This is a genomic window from Sphingomonas sp. Leaf23, assembly GCF_001421585.1.
In the GTDB taxonomy this organism is placed as follows: Bacteria; Pseudomonadota; Alphaproteobacteria; order Sphingomonadales; family Sphingomonadaceae; genus Sphingomonas.
Window position 1 is genome coordinate 440,728 of record NZ_LMKR01000004.1, and the last position, 16,670, is coordinate 457,397.

The following is a 16,670-nucleotide window of genomic DNA, read 5'->3' on the forward strand; positions in this document are numbered from 1 at the left end:
ATCGTGCGGCGGACGCTCCGCCGGTTCAGCTGAGGGACTGGACCATCGTTCCGACTCCATCTGGGACGGCGTGCAGGCTAGGCCGACCCGCCGAAAGTCGCAAGCCGCGCCCCCTTGCCCCGCCGCGCCATTCGCGCGAAAGGGCGCGGCCATGGATCATGTCACCGCACAGCGCGCGCTCCTTTCGGTTTCCGACAAGAGCGGCATCGTCGACCTCGCCACCGCCCTTGCCAACCACGGCGTCGAGCTGGTTTCCACCGGCGGCACCGCCAGCGCCTTGCGCGAAGCGGGCCTGACCGTCCGCGACATTTCGGAGCTGACCGGGTTCCCTGAAATGATGGACGGGCGGGTCAAGACGCTGCACCCGGTGGTCCATGGCGGGCTGCTGGCGGTGCGCGACAATCCGCAGCATGTCGCGTCGATGGACGAACACGGCATCGGCGCGATCGATATCGTCGTCGTGAACCTCTATCCGTTCGAAGCGACCGTGGCCAAGGGCGCCGACCGCGACACGATCATCGAGAATATCGATATCGGCGGCCCGTCGATGGTGCGTTCGGCCGCGAAGAACCATGATGCCGTCGCGATCGTCACCGATCCGGCCGACTATGCCGCGCTGATCGCCGAGCTGGCCGAAACCGGCGGCGCGACGACCCTCGCCACCCGCCGCCGCTTCGCCGCCAAGGCCTATGCCGCCACCGCCGCCTATGACTCGGCGATCGCGCAGTGGTTCGCCTTTGCCGATCAGGGGCAGGCATTTCCTGACACGCTCCCCCTCGCCTTCACCCGCGGTGCCGAGCTGCGCTATGGCGAGAACCCGCACCAGTCGGCCTCGCTCTATATCCCGCGCGGCCCCGCCGCCCGTGGCATCGCGCAGGCCGAGCAGGTGCAGGGCAAGGCGCTGAGCTACAACAACTATAACGACGCCGATGCCGCGCTGGAGCTGGTCAGCGAGTTTCGCGACGGCCCGCCGACCGTGGTCATCGTGAAACACGCCAACCCGTGCGGCGTCGCGACTGGCGAGACCCTGATCGAGGCGTATCAGGCGGCGCTGGCGTGCGACAGCGTGTCGGCGTTCGGCGGGATCATCGCGGTCAACCGGCCGCTGGACGGCGAGACCGCGCGGGCGATCAGCGGCATCTTCACCGAAGTCGTCGCCGCCCCGTCGGCCGATGACGAGGCGAAGGCGGTGTTCGCGGCGAAGAAGAACCTGCGCCTGCTGCTGACCGGCGACCTGCCCGATCCGGCGCGTGGCGGGCTGATGGTCAAGACCATTGCCGGCGGGCTGCTGGTGCAGTCGCGCGACGGCGGCAATCTGGGTCAGGTCGAGCTGAAGGTCGTGACCAAGCGCCAGCCGACGGAACAGGAACTGGCCGACTGCCGCTTTGCGTGGACCGTCGCCAAGCATGTGAAGTCGAACGCGATCGTCTATGCCAAGGACGGCAGCACGGCGGGCATCGGTGCCGGCCAGATGAACCGGCTGGAATCGGCGCGCATCGCCGCGTGGAAGGCGAAGGACGCCGCCGACAAGGCCGGCTGGAGCGAAGCACGCACCACCGGGTCGGCGGTCGCGTCGGACGCGTTCTTCCCCTTCGCCGACGGCCTGCTGGCCGCGGTCGAGGCGGGTGCGACGGCGGTGATCCAGCCGGGCGGATCGATCCGCGACGAAGAAGTCATCGCGGCGGCCGACGAAGCGGGCCTCGCGATGGTGTTCACGGGCATGCGCCACTTCCGGCATTGATTGGGGCTACGCCCTCCTCTGTCCCTCGTCACCCCGGGCTTGACCCGGGGTCCCGCTTCTACTGCGGCCGACAAGAAGAAGCGGGACCCCGGGCCAAGCCCGGGGTGACGGGACTATGGGCGGGTCGATAGCGATTCGAACCGCCATTTGCCTCCCCTGCCCGCGCCCGGTACGACCGCTTTCATGCCGTCGTTCCACAATACCGCCTACGCCGCGTTCCTCTTCGACATGGATGGGACGCTGCTCGATTCCAGTGCGGCCGTGGAGCGCGTCTGGCGGCGCTGGTGCGACCGGCACGGTATCGATGCGGATGCGCTGATTGCTGTGTGTCATGGCGTGCGGGGCGAGGATACGGTGCGGCGCTTCGCTACGACGGGCATGGACATCGACGCCGAGGCCGCTTGGCTGAACGCCGCCGAGCTGGAAGATGTCGCTGGCGTCGTACCGATCCCGGGCATCCATGACCTGATCGCCACGCTTGCCCCACAGGAATGGGCGATCGTCACCTCCGCGCCGCGCAACCTGGCGGAAGTGCGGTTGCGCGCCATCGGCCTGCCGGTGCCCGACGTCTTCGTCACCGCAGAGGATGTGACGCGCGGCAAGCCCGACCCGCAGGGGTTCCGCCTCGCCGCCGAACGGCTGGGCGTTGCCACCACGGACTGTCTGGTGTTCGAGGATTCGCCCGCGGGTGTCGCTGCCGGCAAGGCGGCGGGAGCAGCGGTCGCGATCGTTGGCCCCCGCGTCGCGGCAGAGGAAGGGACCTATGCGATCACCGATTATCGCTGACCTGCCCGTCGATCGCCGCACGCTGCTGGCCGGGCTAGGCGCATCGCTGGCGCTGCCGCGCGCGGCGGTGGCGGCCAATCCGGCGTTTCCGGGCTGGTATGCCGATCCTGAAATCCGCATCTTTCGCGGGCGATACTGGATCTACCCGACCTATTCGGCCGATCAGGGCATGTCTGCGCCGACAAGCCGGTTCACGCCGTGGCAGGCGAACGAGCGCAAGGCTCCGCATATCTGGCACCCGTTCCTGCGCCAGACGTTCCTCGACGCCTTTTCCTCGCCCGATCTGGTGCATTGGACGCGGCATCCCCGCGTGCTGGATGTGGAGCGCGTCGGCTGGGCGGCCTATTCGATGTGGGCGCCGTCGGCGATCGAGCATCGCGGGCGCTATTACCTGTTCTTCGGCGCGAACGACATCAAGAACGATGCGCAGACCGGCGGCATCGGTGTCGCGGTGGCGGATCGGCCGGAAGGGCCGTTCCGCGATGCGATCGGCAAGCCATTGATCGGCAGGATCATCGGCGGCGCGCAGCCGATCGACCAGATGGCGTTTCGCGACGATGACGGGCAGGTCTATCTCTATTATGGCGGGTGGAAGCACTGCAACGTCGTGCGCCTGTCCGATACGCTGACCGATATCGTGCCGTTCGCCGATGGCACCCTGTTCAAATCGATCACCCCCTCCCCCGATTATGTCGAGGGGCCGTTCATGGCGAAGCGCAAGGGCGTCTATTACCTGATGTGGTCGGAGGGGGACTGGACCGGGCCGGACTACCGCGTCGCCTATGCCACGGGGCCGACCGCGCTGGGGCCGTTCACGCCGCGCGGGGTGGTGCTGCAACAGGACGCGCGGGTGGCGCGCGGGGCGGGCCACCATTCGCTGTTGCAGATCCCGGGCACCGACGACTGGATCATCGTCTATCACCGCCGCCCGCTGACCGAAACCGATGGCAACCACCGCGAAGTCGCAATCGACCGCCTGACCTTTCGCGCCGATGGCAGCATCATGCCGGTGGTGATTACCGATAAGGGCGTGGGACCGAGGGTACTCAGGAAACGATAGGGCCGCTCCCCCGCGCGGGCGGGGGAACGGCGTTATCGTCCTATCCGTGCACCGCGACGATCGACGATACGACCGTCTGGATCAGTTGCTGGCGTTCCTGCACCGGGCGCGAGGTGTCGCCGATCATTACCGCGACGGCATAGGATTTGCCGTCCGGCGCGGTCAGGATGCCGACGTCGTTGAAGCCCGCCGTGCGGCCACCCAGATCCTGTCCGGTGCCGGTCTTGTGCGCGACGCTCCACCCGGCGGGCAGCGCGGCGCGGATGCGGGCGCGGCCGGTGCGGGTGTGGCTCATCGTGTCGAGCAGCCAGCGGGTCGATGTCGGCGACAGCAGCATGCCGTGGTGCAGCCGGGCCAGCGCATCGGCGATGGCGCCCGCGCCCGCGCCATCAGGCGGATCGGCGACATAGGCCTGATACGCCGCGCGGCGGACATTGGGGTCGAGCCGCGAGCGTGCCAGGGCAAAGGCGTTGCCCTGCGAATATTCCTGCCGCCACGGCAGGCCGGCGGTCTTTGCCTGGAGCAGTCGTTCGCCCGGGCCGAAGCGGATATTGCCAAGGCCCCGGCTGGCGATGAAGTCGCGCACCGCGACCGGCCCGCCGGCAAGGTTCAGCAGCTTGTCGTTGGCAGTATTGTCGCTCATCGTCAGGGCGCGGCGCAGCAGGTCGCCGACGGTCGTATTGAACGCGCCGTCCTTCATCAGATAGGCGACCGGCTGGTGGAACAGGGTCAGGTCGCTGCGGGTGATCGTAACCGGGGTGTCGAGCGCATAGCGCCCTTCGTCGATCGCATTCATCGTGGTCAGTGCGACCCACAGCTTGCTGACCGATTGCTGCGGCATCCGCTGATCCATCGCATGGCCCACGACCCAGCCGTCATCGATGCTGCGCACCGCGATGCCGACCCTGCCCTGGAACCCGTCACCGAGCGCATTGATCGCCGCGACGAGGGCCGGCGGGGCGGGCCGGGTCTGTGCGGGCAGCGGCACCGGCACGGCATAGCGCTGCGGCGCGGCCTGCGCCGTCGGCGGCAAGGTGCGCGTTGCCAACCCGGCACCGCCCAGCGCCATCACCGCCACCATCAGCGCCGCGTTGCGCGACCCGATTCGATTCAACATGTGTGCGACCATCTCACCCCGGAATATGCGGTAACCATGCTTGTCCGGGTATTAACATAACAGGCCGGGCCGATCCGCTTGCGACGAATCCCCCCACAGGGACGACGAATGGCAGCACGTCTTATGGAACGAGTATGGTGTCGACCGCCTCGTGCCCGGTTTCGGGGTAATCAAGCGTGTAGTGCAGGCCCCGGCTTTCCTTGCGCTTGAGTGCCGACTGCACGATCAGGTCGGCGGATTGCAGCAGGTTGCGCAGTTCGATCAGGTCGGCGGTCACGCGGAAATGGCCATAATAATCGGCAACCTCCTCGGCCAGCAGCGCGATGCGGTGGCGCGCGCGCTCCAGCCGCTTGGTCGAGCGGACGATGCCGACATAATTCCACATGAAACGGCGGATTTCGGTCCAGTTCTGCTTGATGACCACTTCCTCGTCGGAATCGGTCACCCGGCTTTCGTCCCAGCCCCGGATGGCGGGCGGCGGCGGCAGGGTGTCCCAGCGCGCGGCGATGTCCTTTGCCGCCGCTTCGCCGAACACGAAACATTCCAGCAGCGAGTTGGACGCGAGGCGGTTCGCACCGTGCAGCCCCGATTGCGATACTTCGCCGACCGCATAGAGGCCGGGCAGGTCGGTGCGCCCGTCGCGGTCGATCACCACCCCGCCGCACGTATAGTGCTGCGCCGGCACCACCGGGATCGGCTGGCGGGTCATGTCGATGCCGAGGCCCAGCAGCTTTTCATAGATGTTGGGAAAGTGTCCGCGCACGAACGCCGGGTCCATGTGGCTGATGTCGAGATGGACGTAATCGAGGCCGAAGCGCTTGATCTCCGCATCGATCGCCCGTGCCACGATGTCGCGCGGGGCCAGTTCGGCGCGAGGGTCGTAATAGGGCATGAAATTCTTGCCCGTGGTCGGGTTGATCAGCTTGCCGCCCTCACCGCGCACCGCTTCGGTGATCAGGAAGTTCTTGACCTCCAGATTGTAGAGGCAGGTCGGGTGGAACTGCATGAATTCCATGTTCGACACGCGGCACCCCGCGCGCCACGCCATGGCGATGCCGTCGCCGGTCGCGCCGCGCGGCGCGGTGCTGAACAAATAGGTGCGCCCCGCCCCGCCGGTGGCAAGGATCGTCGCGCGCGCAGTGAACAGCTCGACCCGGTCGGTCGTGCGGTCGAAGGCATAGACCCCCCACACATTGCCCGCGCCCGAATAACGCTGCTCATGCCGGCTGGTGGCGAGGTCGACCGCGACCATGTCAGGCCGCAGGGTGATGTTGGGATGCGCCTTTGCCGCGCGGATCAGCGCCTCCTGCACCGCCCAGCCGGTAGCGTCGTCGACATGCACGATGCGGCGGTGCGAATGGCCGCCCTCGCGCGTCAGGTGCAGCGCCTCGCCCTCCATGTTGAACGGCACGCCCAGCGCCGCCAGCCGCTCGATCGCGGCGGGGGCGCTCTCCACCACGAATTCGACGACGGCGCGGTCGTTGAGGCCCGCGCCGGCGACCATCGTGTCCTCGACATGGTTTTCGAACGTGTCGCCGGGTTCGAGCACGGCGGCGATCCCGCCCTGCGCCCAGGCGGTCGACCCTTCGTTCAGCGCGCCCTTCGCCAGCACGGTCACGCGGAACCGCTCGGCCAGATGCAGCGCGGCGGTCAGGCCGGCAGCCCCCGACCCGATGATGAGGATGTCGCTCTGGGCAGGGTCGTGGGACAAGATGCGCTCCGGTTGCTCTGTCCGACGACTAGGCGGGTTTCGTAGGGCGTGACAAGCGTGGGGGTGGGACAACGCCCATCCACCACCGTCACCCCGGACTTGATCCGGGGTGACGAACAGCAGGTCAGAACGACGTCGACAGCTGTGCGAACCAGGTGCGCGGGCGGGCGAAGATGCGCTCCGCATAGCCGAGCGTCGCCAGCGAGGCATTGCCTTGGATCAGATAGCGCTGGTCGAGGAGGTTGTTCACGCCCGCGCTGATCTCGATCCCGTTGGCCAGCTTCAGCGCGACCGAACCGTTGCCGACGAAATAGCCGTCCTCTTCGATGAGCGGAATGCTGCCGGTGATGAAGGTGATCTTCGATGTATAGCTGCCATCGACGCGCGGGGTCAGCGTCGTGCCGTTCCCCAGTTCGATCTTGTACGCCAGGCCGAGATTGGCCTGGATGTCGGGAGTGAAGGGCAGGTCGTCGTTCGGCGTGACGGTCGCGGTCGCGCCGGGGATCGGGGTGATGCTCTTGATCTTGTCCTTCAGCACGCTCAGGCCGCCATCGACCATCAACCCCCATGGCGCGCGCCAGTTCGCCTCCGCCTCCAGCCCGCGAATGCGCGCTTCGCCGGCGTTGAACAGCAGCGGCACGACGCCTTGGCGGAAGATCAGCTGGATATCCTGATATTCCGCCTGGAACGCGGCGAGGTTCAATCGCAACCGGCCGATATTGGTCTTCATGCCGATTTCGTAGCTGGTGACGCTTTCGTCGGAAAACGGCACCGGCAGGTTGTTCGACGTTGCCGCATTATAGCGCGTGTTGAAGCCGCCCGACTTGAAGCTCTTGGCATAGGACGCATAGGTGCTGACCGCGCCGCTCCAGCGATATTGCACGCTGGCAGAACCGGTGAGCGCGGCGAAATCGCGTTGGAACGGGCGGGGGAAGATGAACAGCGGCCCGCCCTGCGTCGTCGCCAGCTGCGGCAGCGGGTTGGGATCGGGTTGGGTCGCGGGGAACAGGTTCAGCACCGTCCCCTGATAATATTTGCGGTCGGAAGTGTAGCGCAGGCCCCCGGTCAGCTCCAGCCGGGTGGTCGGCGACCAGGTGGCTTCCCCGAACAGCGCGACCGAATTGGTCTTGAGGCGCGAGACCTGCAGATCGCGGCTGCCGGGGCCGCCGGTCAGCAGCGACCGGATGACCGGCGGCGAGGGCGGGAAGGCAAGGAACACCGTCGCGCGCTCATCGGTCGATTCGTTGAAATAATAGCCGCCGAGGATGCCGCTGATCTTGCCGAAATCGAGCTGGAGCTGAACCTCCTGGCTGAACTGGTTGGATTTCGATCCGACATCGGTGGTGATGAGCGTCAGCGGGGTGTTGTCGGCATCGCGGATGCCGCGCGAGCTGGTTTCGCGGTACGCGGTAATCAGCTTCACCAGCGCCTGATCGGTCAGGTGGATGTTGGCGGTGCCGGCGACGCCCCACACCTCCGACATGCTCATCACCGGCGCGTTGCCGCCGTTCACGAAATCGCCCTTGGCCTGCAAATCATTGGCGCAGCGCGCGTCGTTGATGAGGGGCACGTTGGGCGCACCGAAGCGCGGATCGCCCGGCACGATCGGGGAAAAGGGGATGGTCGCGCCGGGACAGCCGGCGGCGACGCTGGCGATGGCGGCGACCGGGGCCTGCTCGTTGACGCCAGCCAGCACGAACGGTGCGCCATGTTCGTCGCGGCGCGAATAATCGGCGCGCAGGAACAGGTCGAAGTCGCTCGACGGTTCCCACTTCACCGCGCCGTTGAGCGAATAGCCATTCTCGTTGCCCAGATCGAGGCCATCGACCGCGCGGATGACATAGCCGTCGCGGCGGCGGAACCCGCCCGACACGCGCGCGGCCAGCGTCTCGCCCAGCGGCACGTTCACCGCCGCGAACCCTTCGCGCAGATTGTAATCGCCGATGCGCAGGCGGGCGCGGACGCTGGTCTTGCCCAGTTCGGGCTGGCGGGTGCGCACCAGGATCGCGCCACCGATGGTGTTGCGGCCGAACAGCGTCCCCTGCGGCCCGCGCAGTACCTCCACGCCATCGATATCCCCGAAATCGATCGCCCCGCCGACGGCGCGGCCGAGATAGACTTCGTCGAGATAGATGCCGACCCCCGGATCGACCGCCGCGGTCGGATCGACCTGTCCCACGCCGCGGATGAACACGACCGATGCCGCGCTGTTGCCCGACAACTGCCCCGCCGGCTTGAACTGCAGGCTGGGGGTGACGCGTTCGAGGTCCTGGGTCTGCACGATCTGGCGCTGGTCGAGCATGTCCGACGTGAACGCCGAAATCGCGACCGGCGTATCCTGCAGGCTTTCCGCGCGGCGGCGGGCGGTGACGATGATCTCGCCCTCCTCCGCCTGGGCGGCGGGCGGCGTGTCCTGCGCGGCGGCGGCGACAGGGATGGCGGCAACCGCCAGGGCACCGATCGCGGCATGACAGTGCAGCACCGCAACCATCGACGAACGAAGGCCAGTCATAGCATCCTCCCAGGATGGGGAGATCTGTCGCTCCCCTTTTCCCGCAGGCTACGCGAGCGAATGCTATTGTCAATAACTGTAATGGTTAAGAACTAGCTGTCCTCCGCGAGGATCAGCGCGTCGAGCGCGACGACCCCCTCATCCTTCGGATAGACGACCACCGGGTTCAGATCGATCTCCCGGATATTGGGTGTGCCCGCCAGCACCCGGCCCAGCCCGGCGATCAGCGCGGCGACCGCATCGACGTCGAGCGCGGGCGAACCGCGATAGCCGTCGAGCAACGCCCCCTGCTTGAGCGCGCGCAGTTCGGCGACGATCGCTTGCGTGGTCAGGTCCACGGCCAACAGCCGGACGTCGTGGAGCAGTTCGGCGGTAACGCCACCAAAGCCGACCAGGATCACCGGCCCCCAGTCGGGATCGTTGCGCGCGCCGACGATCAGCTCGACGCCGCGTCGGCCCATCGCCTCCACCTGCGCGCCCTCGAGCACGATGGCCGCGTCGTATGCGGCGACATTGGCGTAGAGCCGGTCCCATGCCGCCGCCAGCGCGGCATCGTCGGCGATGTTCAGCAGGACGCCGCCGGCATCGCTCTTGTGGCTGAGCGCGGCTGCCTGCGCCTTGATCGCGACCGGATAACCGATGCGGCCAGCGATCGCCTGTGCCTCGGCAACGGTCGCGGCGAACCCGCCGGCGGGGAACGGGATGCCGACCGGAGCCAGCAGCGCCTTGGCGCGATATTCGGGGATGACCCCGCCCGGCAGGTCGAGCGCGACCGGATCGGCCTCCACCACCGCAAAGTCGCGCGCGGCATGGCGCAACAGGTGGCGCAGCGCGCGAAAAGCGCGGTCAGGCGAAGGGAAGTAGGGGACGCCGATCGCGCGCAGCCCGGCGATATATTCACCCGGTACCGGCGCGCCATCGTCCAGCCCGGCAAAGATCACCGGCTTGTCCGGGGCCAGCGCGCGCACCGCATCGATGATCGCCGGGAATTTGCGCGCCGACGTGGCGGGATCGGTCTGGATGATGCCGAACACCAAAGCGGCATAGGCGTCGTCGGCCAGCAGCGGGATCAGCGTGCGGCGATACAGGTCGGGATCGACCAGCGCCTGCGCGGTCAGGTCCATCGGGTTGGACACGGGGATGAAATCGGGGATCGCGCCGCGCATTGCCTCCGCCGTCGCCCCCGCCATCGGCGGCAGGTCGAGGCCGATCGCTTCGGAAAGGTCGAGGGTCAGCGCCTTGAACGCACCGCTTTCGGTCAGCACCGCCGTGCCGCCGCGCCGCACCGGCTTTGCCCGCACCGCGAGGTCTACGACATCGCCCAGCGCCTCGAGGCTGTCGACCAGTACCACGCCGGCGCGTTCGACCTTCGCCTTCATCAGCTGCCAGTCGCCGGCCATCGCGCCGGTGTGCGTCGCGGCACTTTCGCGCGCCGCGCTCGACGTGCCGGGATGGAGCAGGACGATGTGCTTGCCTGCCGCGCGTGCCTGTTCCGCAAGCGCCAAGAAGCGCGCGGGCTGGCGGAATTGTTCGACGATCATCGCAATCGCCTGCGTCGCCGGGTCGGCGATCAGATGCTCGACATAGTCCTCGACGCCCGACGCCGCTTCGTTGCCGGTCGATACCGACACCGTGATGCCGAGGTCCTTCGCCATCAGCGTGGTGCCCAGCACGACCGCCATCGCCCCCGACTGGCTGACGATGCCGACAGCCGGTTTGGCCGCAAGGTCCAGCACCGGTGCCTCGACAAAGGTGAGCGGCACGCCGGCGGCATAGTTTACGAGGCCGAGGCAGTTCGGCCCCTCCACCACCATGTCGTGTTCGGCGGCGATCCGCGCCACTTCGGCTTGCGCTGCCAGCCCCTCCTCGCCCCCTTCGGCGAACCCGGCCGAAAAGATGATCGCCGCACCGACCCCGCGCGCCGCCAGCGCGCGCACCGCGCCCAGCACCGCCGGCCCCGGTATCGCCAGCACCGCCGCATCGACGCCCATCGGCAACGCGTCGATCGATGTCAGGCAGGGCCGCCCGTCGATCGTGTCGCGCTTCGGGTTGATGAGGTGGATATCGCCGGCATAGCCGTGCCGTTCGAGGTTGCGCAGCACCGCATTGCCCAGCGCGCCGGGCGTCGGCGACGCGCCGACGATGACGACCGAACGGGGGGTGAGCAGGCGGGAAAGGTCGGGCATCGAATGTCCTCAATCCTCCCCGGCACGGGGAGGTGGCAGCGCGACAGCGCTGACGGAGGGGGTTAGCCACGCAACACGGCGGTTCCGGTTGCGGACACCCCCCTCCACCATGCTGCGCATGGTCCCCCTCCCCGTTCCGGGGAGGATTTGAGCGGTCAGGCCTTGGCGCGGTCCTTGTCGTACGCGCCCAGCCCCGGCTTGTAGCTCTTCTCGTCGATGAACTGCCGGATGCCTTCCTTGCGACCGTCGCTGTCGTAGGAATTGGCCGCTTCCTGCGCACGAACCAGATAGTCCTCGGCATCGTCATAGCTCATGACGCCGACGCGCTTCATCGCATCCTTGGTCGCTTTCAACGCGACCGGGTTCTTCGCCAGCAGCACCTTGGCGACGTCGGTCACGCGGTCCTTGAGCTGGTCGAGCGGCAGCGCCTCGTTGACCAGGCCCCATTCGACGGCGGTCCTGCCGTCGATATTCTCGCCCATCATCGCGTGGTACATGGCTTTCCGGAACGGCATCAGCTCCTGCGCCACCTTGGTAGCACCACCGCCGGGCAGGATGCCCCAGTTGATCTCCGACAGGCCGAACTTCGCCTCCTCGGCGGCAAAGGCCAGGTCGCAGGCGAACAGCGGGCCATAGCCGCCGCCGAAGCACCAGCCATTGACCATCGCGATCGTCGGCTTCTGGAACCAGCGCAGCCGCCGCCACCAGCCATAGCTCTCGCGCTGCGCCTTGCGCGTGCCGGCCAGCCCCTGCGATTCCGTCTCGCGGAAATATTCCTTCAAATCCATGCCCGCGGTCCATGCCGGCCCTTCGCCCGACAGCACCAGCACGCCCACATCGTCGCGGAACTCCAGCGCGTCGAGGACCTCCATCATGTCGCGGTTGAGCGTGGGGCTCATCGCGTTGCGCTTTTCGGGACGGTTGAACCGTACCCAGGCGATGCCACCCTCGACATCATAGGCGACGACGCCGTTGCTGCTCGATTCGGTCATGGTGCAAACCTCTTGCTGGCGCCGGCGGTCAGGTTCGCCGGCGAGAATGTCGAATGGGAAAGGCGGTGCGCCGTGCGCCCGGTCGCGTCAGATCGGGTAATGGCCCGGCTGGGTTTCGATCGTGATCCAGCGCAGTTCGGTAAAGGCGTCGATCCCCGCCCGGCCGCCGAACCGGCCATAGCCGGATGCCTTCACGCCGCCGAACGGCATCTGCGCCTCGTCATGCACGGTCGGGCCGTTGACGTGGCAGATGCCCGACTGGATGCGCTTCGCAACGCGCAGGCCCCGCGCGGTGTCGCGGGTGAAGACCGATGCCGACAGGCCATAGGCGGTGTCGTTGGCAAGGGTAATCGCATGATCCTCGTCGCGCGCGCGGATCACGCCGACGACCGGGCCGAAACTCTCGTCACGGAACAGCTTCATGTCCGGCGTCACGTGATCGATGACATGGGCGGGCATCAGCACGCCATCCGCCTCGCCACCATTCACCTGCACCGCCCCTGCGCCGACCGCATCGGCGATCAGCGACTGGACGTGATCGACCGTCTTCTGGTCGACCACCGCGCCCAGCAGCGTCTTGCCTTCGCGCGGGTCGCCGACCGACATCGTGCCGACCTTCGCCTTGAACTTTTCGACAAAGGCGTCAGCGACGCTCTCGACGACGATGATCCGCTCGGTCGACATGCAGATCTGGCCCTGATTCATGAAGGCACCGAACGCGGCGGCCTTTACCGCTTCGTCCAGATCGGCATCGTCCAGCACGATCAGCGGCGCCTTGCCGCCCAGTTCCAGCAGCACCGGCTTCAGATGCTCGGCGGCGCGCTTCGCGATGATCCGGCCGACATGGGTCGATCCGGTGAAGTTGATCCGGCGGATATGCGGGTTGTCGATCAGCGCGCCGACGACCTCGCCGGCATCCTCGGGCGCGTTGGTGACGATCGTCACCGCGCCTGCGGGCAGCGCCTCGGCAAAGGCTTCGGCGATCAGGCTGTGGGTGCGCGGGCATTGCTCGCTCGCCTTCAGCACGACCGTGTTGCCGCACGCCAGTGGTGCTGCGACCGCGCGCACGCCCAGGATGATTGGCGCGTTCCACGGTGCGATGCCCAGCATGACGCCGACCGGTTCGCGCAGCGCCATCGCGATGCAACCCGGCTTGTCCGACGGGATCACCTCACCCGCGATCTGCGTGGTCAGCGCAGCGGCCTCCCGCACCATCGACACCGCCAGCATCAGGTTGAAGCGCGCCCAGCCCTCGGTCGCGCCGATCTCGCCCATCATCGCCTCGACGAATTGATCGCCCTTGCCGGCCAGCGCATCCGCCGCTTTCGTCAGCGCGGCGCGGCGGGCATTGGGGCCAAGTGCCGACCATGCCGGAAAGGCAGCGGCAGCCTGCTCGACTGCGGCATTCGCCTCGGCCGGGCCGAACGCCTCCGCGGTGGTCGCGACCGCGCCGGTCACGGGGTTGATCCGGTCGAATGTCTTGGCGGACACCATGGCGGCCTCTCCTTATTTGTTATGCACCATACCTAAATCGAGTCGCATGGCGCGTCAATCGGGCAATTCGCCTATCGCGCGACCGCGACCGCCGCCCTGCCGCGCAGCAGCAGCAGTGCGACCGCCGCGACCAGCGACCCGACGCCCATCAGTACCGCGACCGTCTGCAACCCATAGCCGGCGGCAAACAGGAATCCGGCGACCATCGGTGCCAGCGCCGACCCGCCGCGCCCGACGCCGATGACGAAACCGGTCGCGGTGGCGCGGGCGGATGTCGGAAAGCGCTCGGCGACCAGCGCATAGAGGCCGACGACCCCGGCATTGGTCGCGAAGCCGGCGGCGGCGGCGACGATCGAGAGGCCGGCCAGGTCGCTCTGCGCCCGCCCGAACACGATGACGAGCGCAGTCGACAACAGCATCGCGCCGATGGTCAGCGCCAGCAGCCGCACCTTGCCCGTCAGCAGCCCGAGGATCAGCGATCCCGTCGCCCCGCCGATGCTGGCCCAGACCAGCACCCCCGCCGCCTGCGGTGCGGGAAAGTCCATGTCGACCACGATCTTGGGGATCCATTTCAGGATAAAATAGAAGGTCATGATGTGCGCCAGATAGGCGAGTGTCAGCGCCAGCGTGGTGCGCAGCAGCGCGGGGGAAAACAGCGCGACCACCGGTGCCTTCGCGGCGACGGCCTTTGGCTCGGGATCGGGCAGTGCGTCGACGGCGCCATGCCCCATCCGCCGCAGCGTGGCGTTGATCCGCGCCAGCGCGTCGGGGGACCGGCGATGCATCAGGAACGCGACCGATTCGGGCGCGCGCCACAGGACCAGCGGCACGAACAGCGCGCTGCACGCCGCGCCGAACACGAACACCGCACGCCAGTCATAGTGCGCCAGCAGCACCGCCGACACCGATCCGCCGACGATCGTCCCGATCGGATAGCCCGCCGCCATCAATACCACGGCCAGCGCGCGATGCTTCGTATTGGCGGCTTCGGCGACGGCGGCGTTGGTCGATGCCAGCATCCCCCCGATGCCGACACCGGTGGCGACGCGCCAGACCGACAATGCGACGATACCGCCCGCACTGGCCGCACCCAGCATGCCGATCGTCATCATACCCAGACAACCGAGGATCGTGGTCCGCCGCCCCAATCGGTCGGCGACCCCGCCCAGGAACAGCGACCCGATCGCCATGCCGACCAGCTCCATCGACAATACGATGCCCAGCGCCGCGCGATCGATGCCCCAATCGGCGGCGATGCCGGGCGAGGCGAAGCTGATCGACAGCACGTCGAATCCGTCCAACGCGTTCAGCCCTACCATGGTCGCCACGATCCCCCATTGGAATCGCGACATCGGTGCCTGATCGATCGCTATGCGTGGGTCGTGGCTTACCATGCACCCTCTCCAGTTTTTTGTTATGTCGGGTAACATATACCGCTATGATGGGCTGCGACAACCGGCCTTGCTCATGGCGCTGCCGATCGTTGTGGTTATCCAAGCCAGCCTGTGGATAACTGTGGATAACTTTAGATTGCCCTGTGGATAACTACAGGGTTGCGGGAGAGAGAGACGATGCCGACCCCACCCTTTCGTGCCGATCACGTCGGCAGTTTCCTGCGGCCAAAGGCGCTGATCGAGGCGCGCGACGCCTATCGCGCCGGCACGATCGACGCGGCCGCGTTGCGCGTGGCGGAGGACGCGGCGATCCGCGACGTGGTGCGGTTTCAGGAGGAACTTGGGCTGCAGGGCATTACCGACGGCGAATTCCGCCGCACCTATTTCCACACCGATTTCCTGCTGCAGCTCGACGGCGTGGAAGAAGCCGGCGGCACCCAGGTCAAGTTTCACCAGCACGGTGGCAAGGCGCTGGAATATGCCCCGCCGGTCATGAAGATCACCGGCAAGGTTGCCCATGCCCGCGATATCCAGCGCGCCGATTACGAATTCCTCGCCAGCTGTACGACGCGCACGCCCAAGGTGACGATCCCGTCGCCGACGATGCTGCACTTTCGCGGCGGGCGCGACGCGATCGACGTCGCGACCTATCCCGATCTGGAGGATTTCTACGCCGACCTTGCCGCTGCCTATCGCGCGGAAATCGCCAGCCTGGCCGATGCCGGTTGCCGCTATCTCCAGCTCGATGACACGAACCTCGCCTATCTGTGTGATGCGACGCAGCGCGAAAATGCCCGCAAGCGCGGCATGGACCCGGACGAACTGCCCCGGCTCTATGCGCGGCTCATCAACGAATCGATCCGCGACCGGCCCGACGACATGACGGTCTGCGTCCATCTGTGCCGCGGCAATTTCCGGTCGTCCTGGGCGGCGGAGGGCGGCTATGAACCGGTGGCCGAGGTGCTGTTCAACGAACTGGCGATCGACGGCTATTTCCTCGAATATGACGATCCCCGCTCGGGCGACTTCGCCCCGTTGCGCTTTCTGCCGAAGGGCAAGACGGTGGTGCTGGGGCTGGTCACGACGAAGCTCGGCGACCTCGAAACCGCCGATGACGTGAAGCGCCGGATCGACGAAGCCGCCCGCTTCGCGCCGCTCGACCAGCTGGCGCTGTCGCCGCAATGCGGCTTTTCCTCGACGGTCCACGGCAACGATATCGAAGTGGAACAACAGGCGGCAAAGCTCCGCCTCGTCCTCGATGTTGCACGCGATGTGTGGGGGTGAGGATAGCGGTTGATGCGGAACGGCGACGCTGGCGCTGGGGCCGGCGTCGCCGATAACAGTTGGCCGCGTCTGGCAAGCCGGAATTGGCGTTCTCGGAGAAGGCTGCACTTAGCCTGCACGACAGGCGAGAGGCCCGAGCCGTGTTCAACAAACGGCCGTTTCGACCGAATGTCGGGCGAGTGCCGTTTGTAGCGAAGCCCAGCAGAGTTGCCCGGCGTCACGATGGGATCGGAATTGTACGGACATCATTGTCGGCAGAAGCCGTCTGCTGCTCTAGCCATTCCGGCATATCCGGTGACGTGCTCCCCGGGAATCATGCCACTGGTAAGTTAGCTCGTCAGATGGAGACGAGCGATGCGGCGAGGCCGTTTTACCGAGGATCAGATCATAGGC

Annotated in this window: 11 protein-coding genes; 4 read left to right on the plus strand and 7 right to left on the minus strand. The window is 67.1% G+C overall.

All coding sequences use genetic code 11. The features are described 5' to 3' along the window. Window positions 1-151 precede the first annotated feature (151 nt). The 3 genes from purH (at window position 152) to ASE67_RS14485 (ending at window position 3,587) form a co-directional block, all read left to right on the plus strand. Entirely contained in the window at window positions 152-1,741 is a 1,590-nt protein-coding gene (gene purH / locus ASE67_RS14475; RefSeq protein ID WP_055762810.1) for a bifunctional phosphoribosylaminoimidazolecarboxamide formyltransferase/IMP cyclohydrolase, read from the plus strand. 183 nt (window positions 1,742-1,924) lie between these two features. After that, window positions 1,925-2,527: an HAD-IA family hydrolase gene (locus tag ASE67_RS14480; protein ID WP_055762812.1), complete on the plus strand. Its 603-nt coding sequence runs from the start codon at window positions 1,925-1,927 to the stop codon at window positions 2,525-2,527. Continuing rightward, window positions 2,505-3,587 (plus strand): glycoside hydrolase family 43 protein, encoded by a 1,083-nt coding sequence (locus tag ASE67_RS14485; protein WP_082457152.1) that lies wholly within the window; start codon window positions 2,505-2,507, stop codon window positions 3,585-3,587. Before ASE67_RS14480 ends, ASE67_RS14485 begins: the two co-directional genes overlap by 23 nt. A gap of 40 nt (window positions 3,588-3,627) precedes the next feature. Here the strand turns inward: ASE67_RS14485 and bla are convergent, their stop codons facing one another. The 7 genes from bla to ASE67_RS14520 form a co-directional block, all read right to left on the minus strand. Continuing rightward, complete coding sequence (bla, locus tag ASE67_RS14490; protein ID WP_235511922.1) at window positions 3,628-4,704, minus strand: class A beta-lactamase; 1,077 nt, start codon at window positions 4,702-4,704, stop codon at window positions 3,628-3,630. A gap of 121 nt (window positions 4,705-4,825) precedes the next feature. Next, window positions 4,826-6,415, minus strand: coding sequence for an L-aspartate oxidase (nadB, locus tag ASE67_RS14495; protein WP_055762814.1), 1,590 nt, complete (start codon window positions 6,413-6,415; stop codon window positions 4,826-4,828). 124 nt (window positions 6,416-6,539) lie between these two features. Next, window positions 6,540-8,927 (minus strand): TonB-dependent receptor, encoded by a 2,388-nt coding sequence (locus tag ASE67_RS14500; protein WP_235511923.1) that lies wholly within the window; start codon window positions 8,925-8,927, stop codon window positions 6,540-6,542. 92 nt (window positions 8,928-9,019) lie between these two features. Further along, window positions 9,020-11,113, minus strand: coding sequence for an acetate--CoA ligase family protein (locus ASE67_RS14505; protein WP_055762819.1), 2,094 nt, complete (start codon window positions 11,111-11,113; stop codon window positions 9,020-9,022). 155 nt (window positions 11,114-11,268) lie between these two features. After that, a complete protein-coding gene (locus tag ASE67_RS14510; RefSeq protein WP_055762822.1) occupies window positions 11,269-12,105 on the minus strand; it encodes a p-hydroxycinnamoyl CoA hydratase/lyase in 837 nt (278 codons plus the stop codon). Window positions 12,106-12,192: 87 nt separating this feature from the next. Then, window positions 12,193-13,599: an aldehyde dehydrogenase gene (locus ASE67_RS14515; protein ID WP_055762825.1), complete on the minus strand. Its 1,407-nt coding sequence runs from the start codon at window positions 13,597-13,599 to the stop codon at window positions 12,193-12,195. A gap of 71 nt (window positions 13,600-13,670) precedes the next feature. Next, complete coding sequence (locus tag ASE67_RS14520) at window positions 13,671-14,993, minus strand: MFS transporter (protein WP_055762828.1); 1,323 nt, start codon at window positions 14,991-14,993, stop codon at window positions 13,671-13,673. 177 nt (window positions 14,994-15,170) lie between these two features. Between ASE67_RS14520 and ASE67_RS14525 the strand changes: the two genes are divergently transcribed. Continuing rightward, window positions 15,171-16,277 (plus strand): 5-methyltetrahydropteroyltriglutamate--homocysteine S-methyltransferase, encoded by a 1,107-nt coding sequence (locus ASE67_RS14525; RefSeq protein WP_055762832.1) that lies wholly within the window; start codon window positions 15,171-15,173, stop codon window positions 16,275-16,277. Window positions 16,278-16,670: the final 393 nt, after the last annotated feature.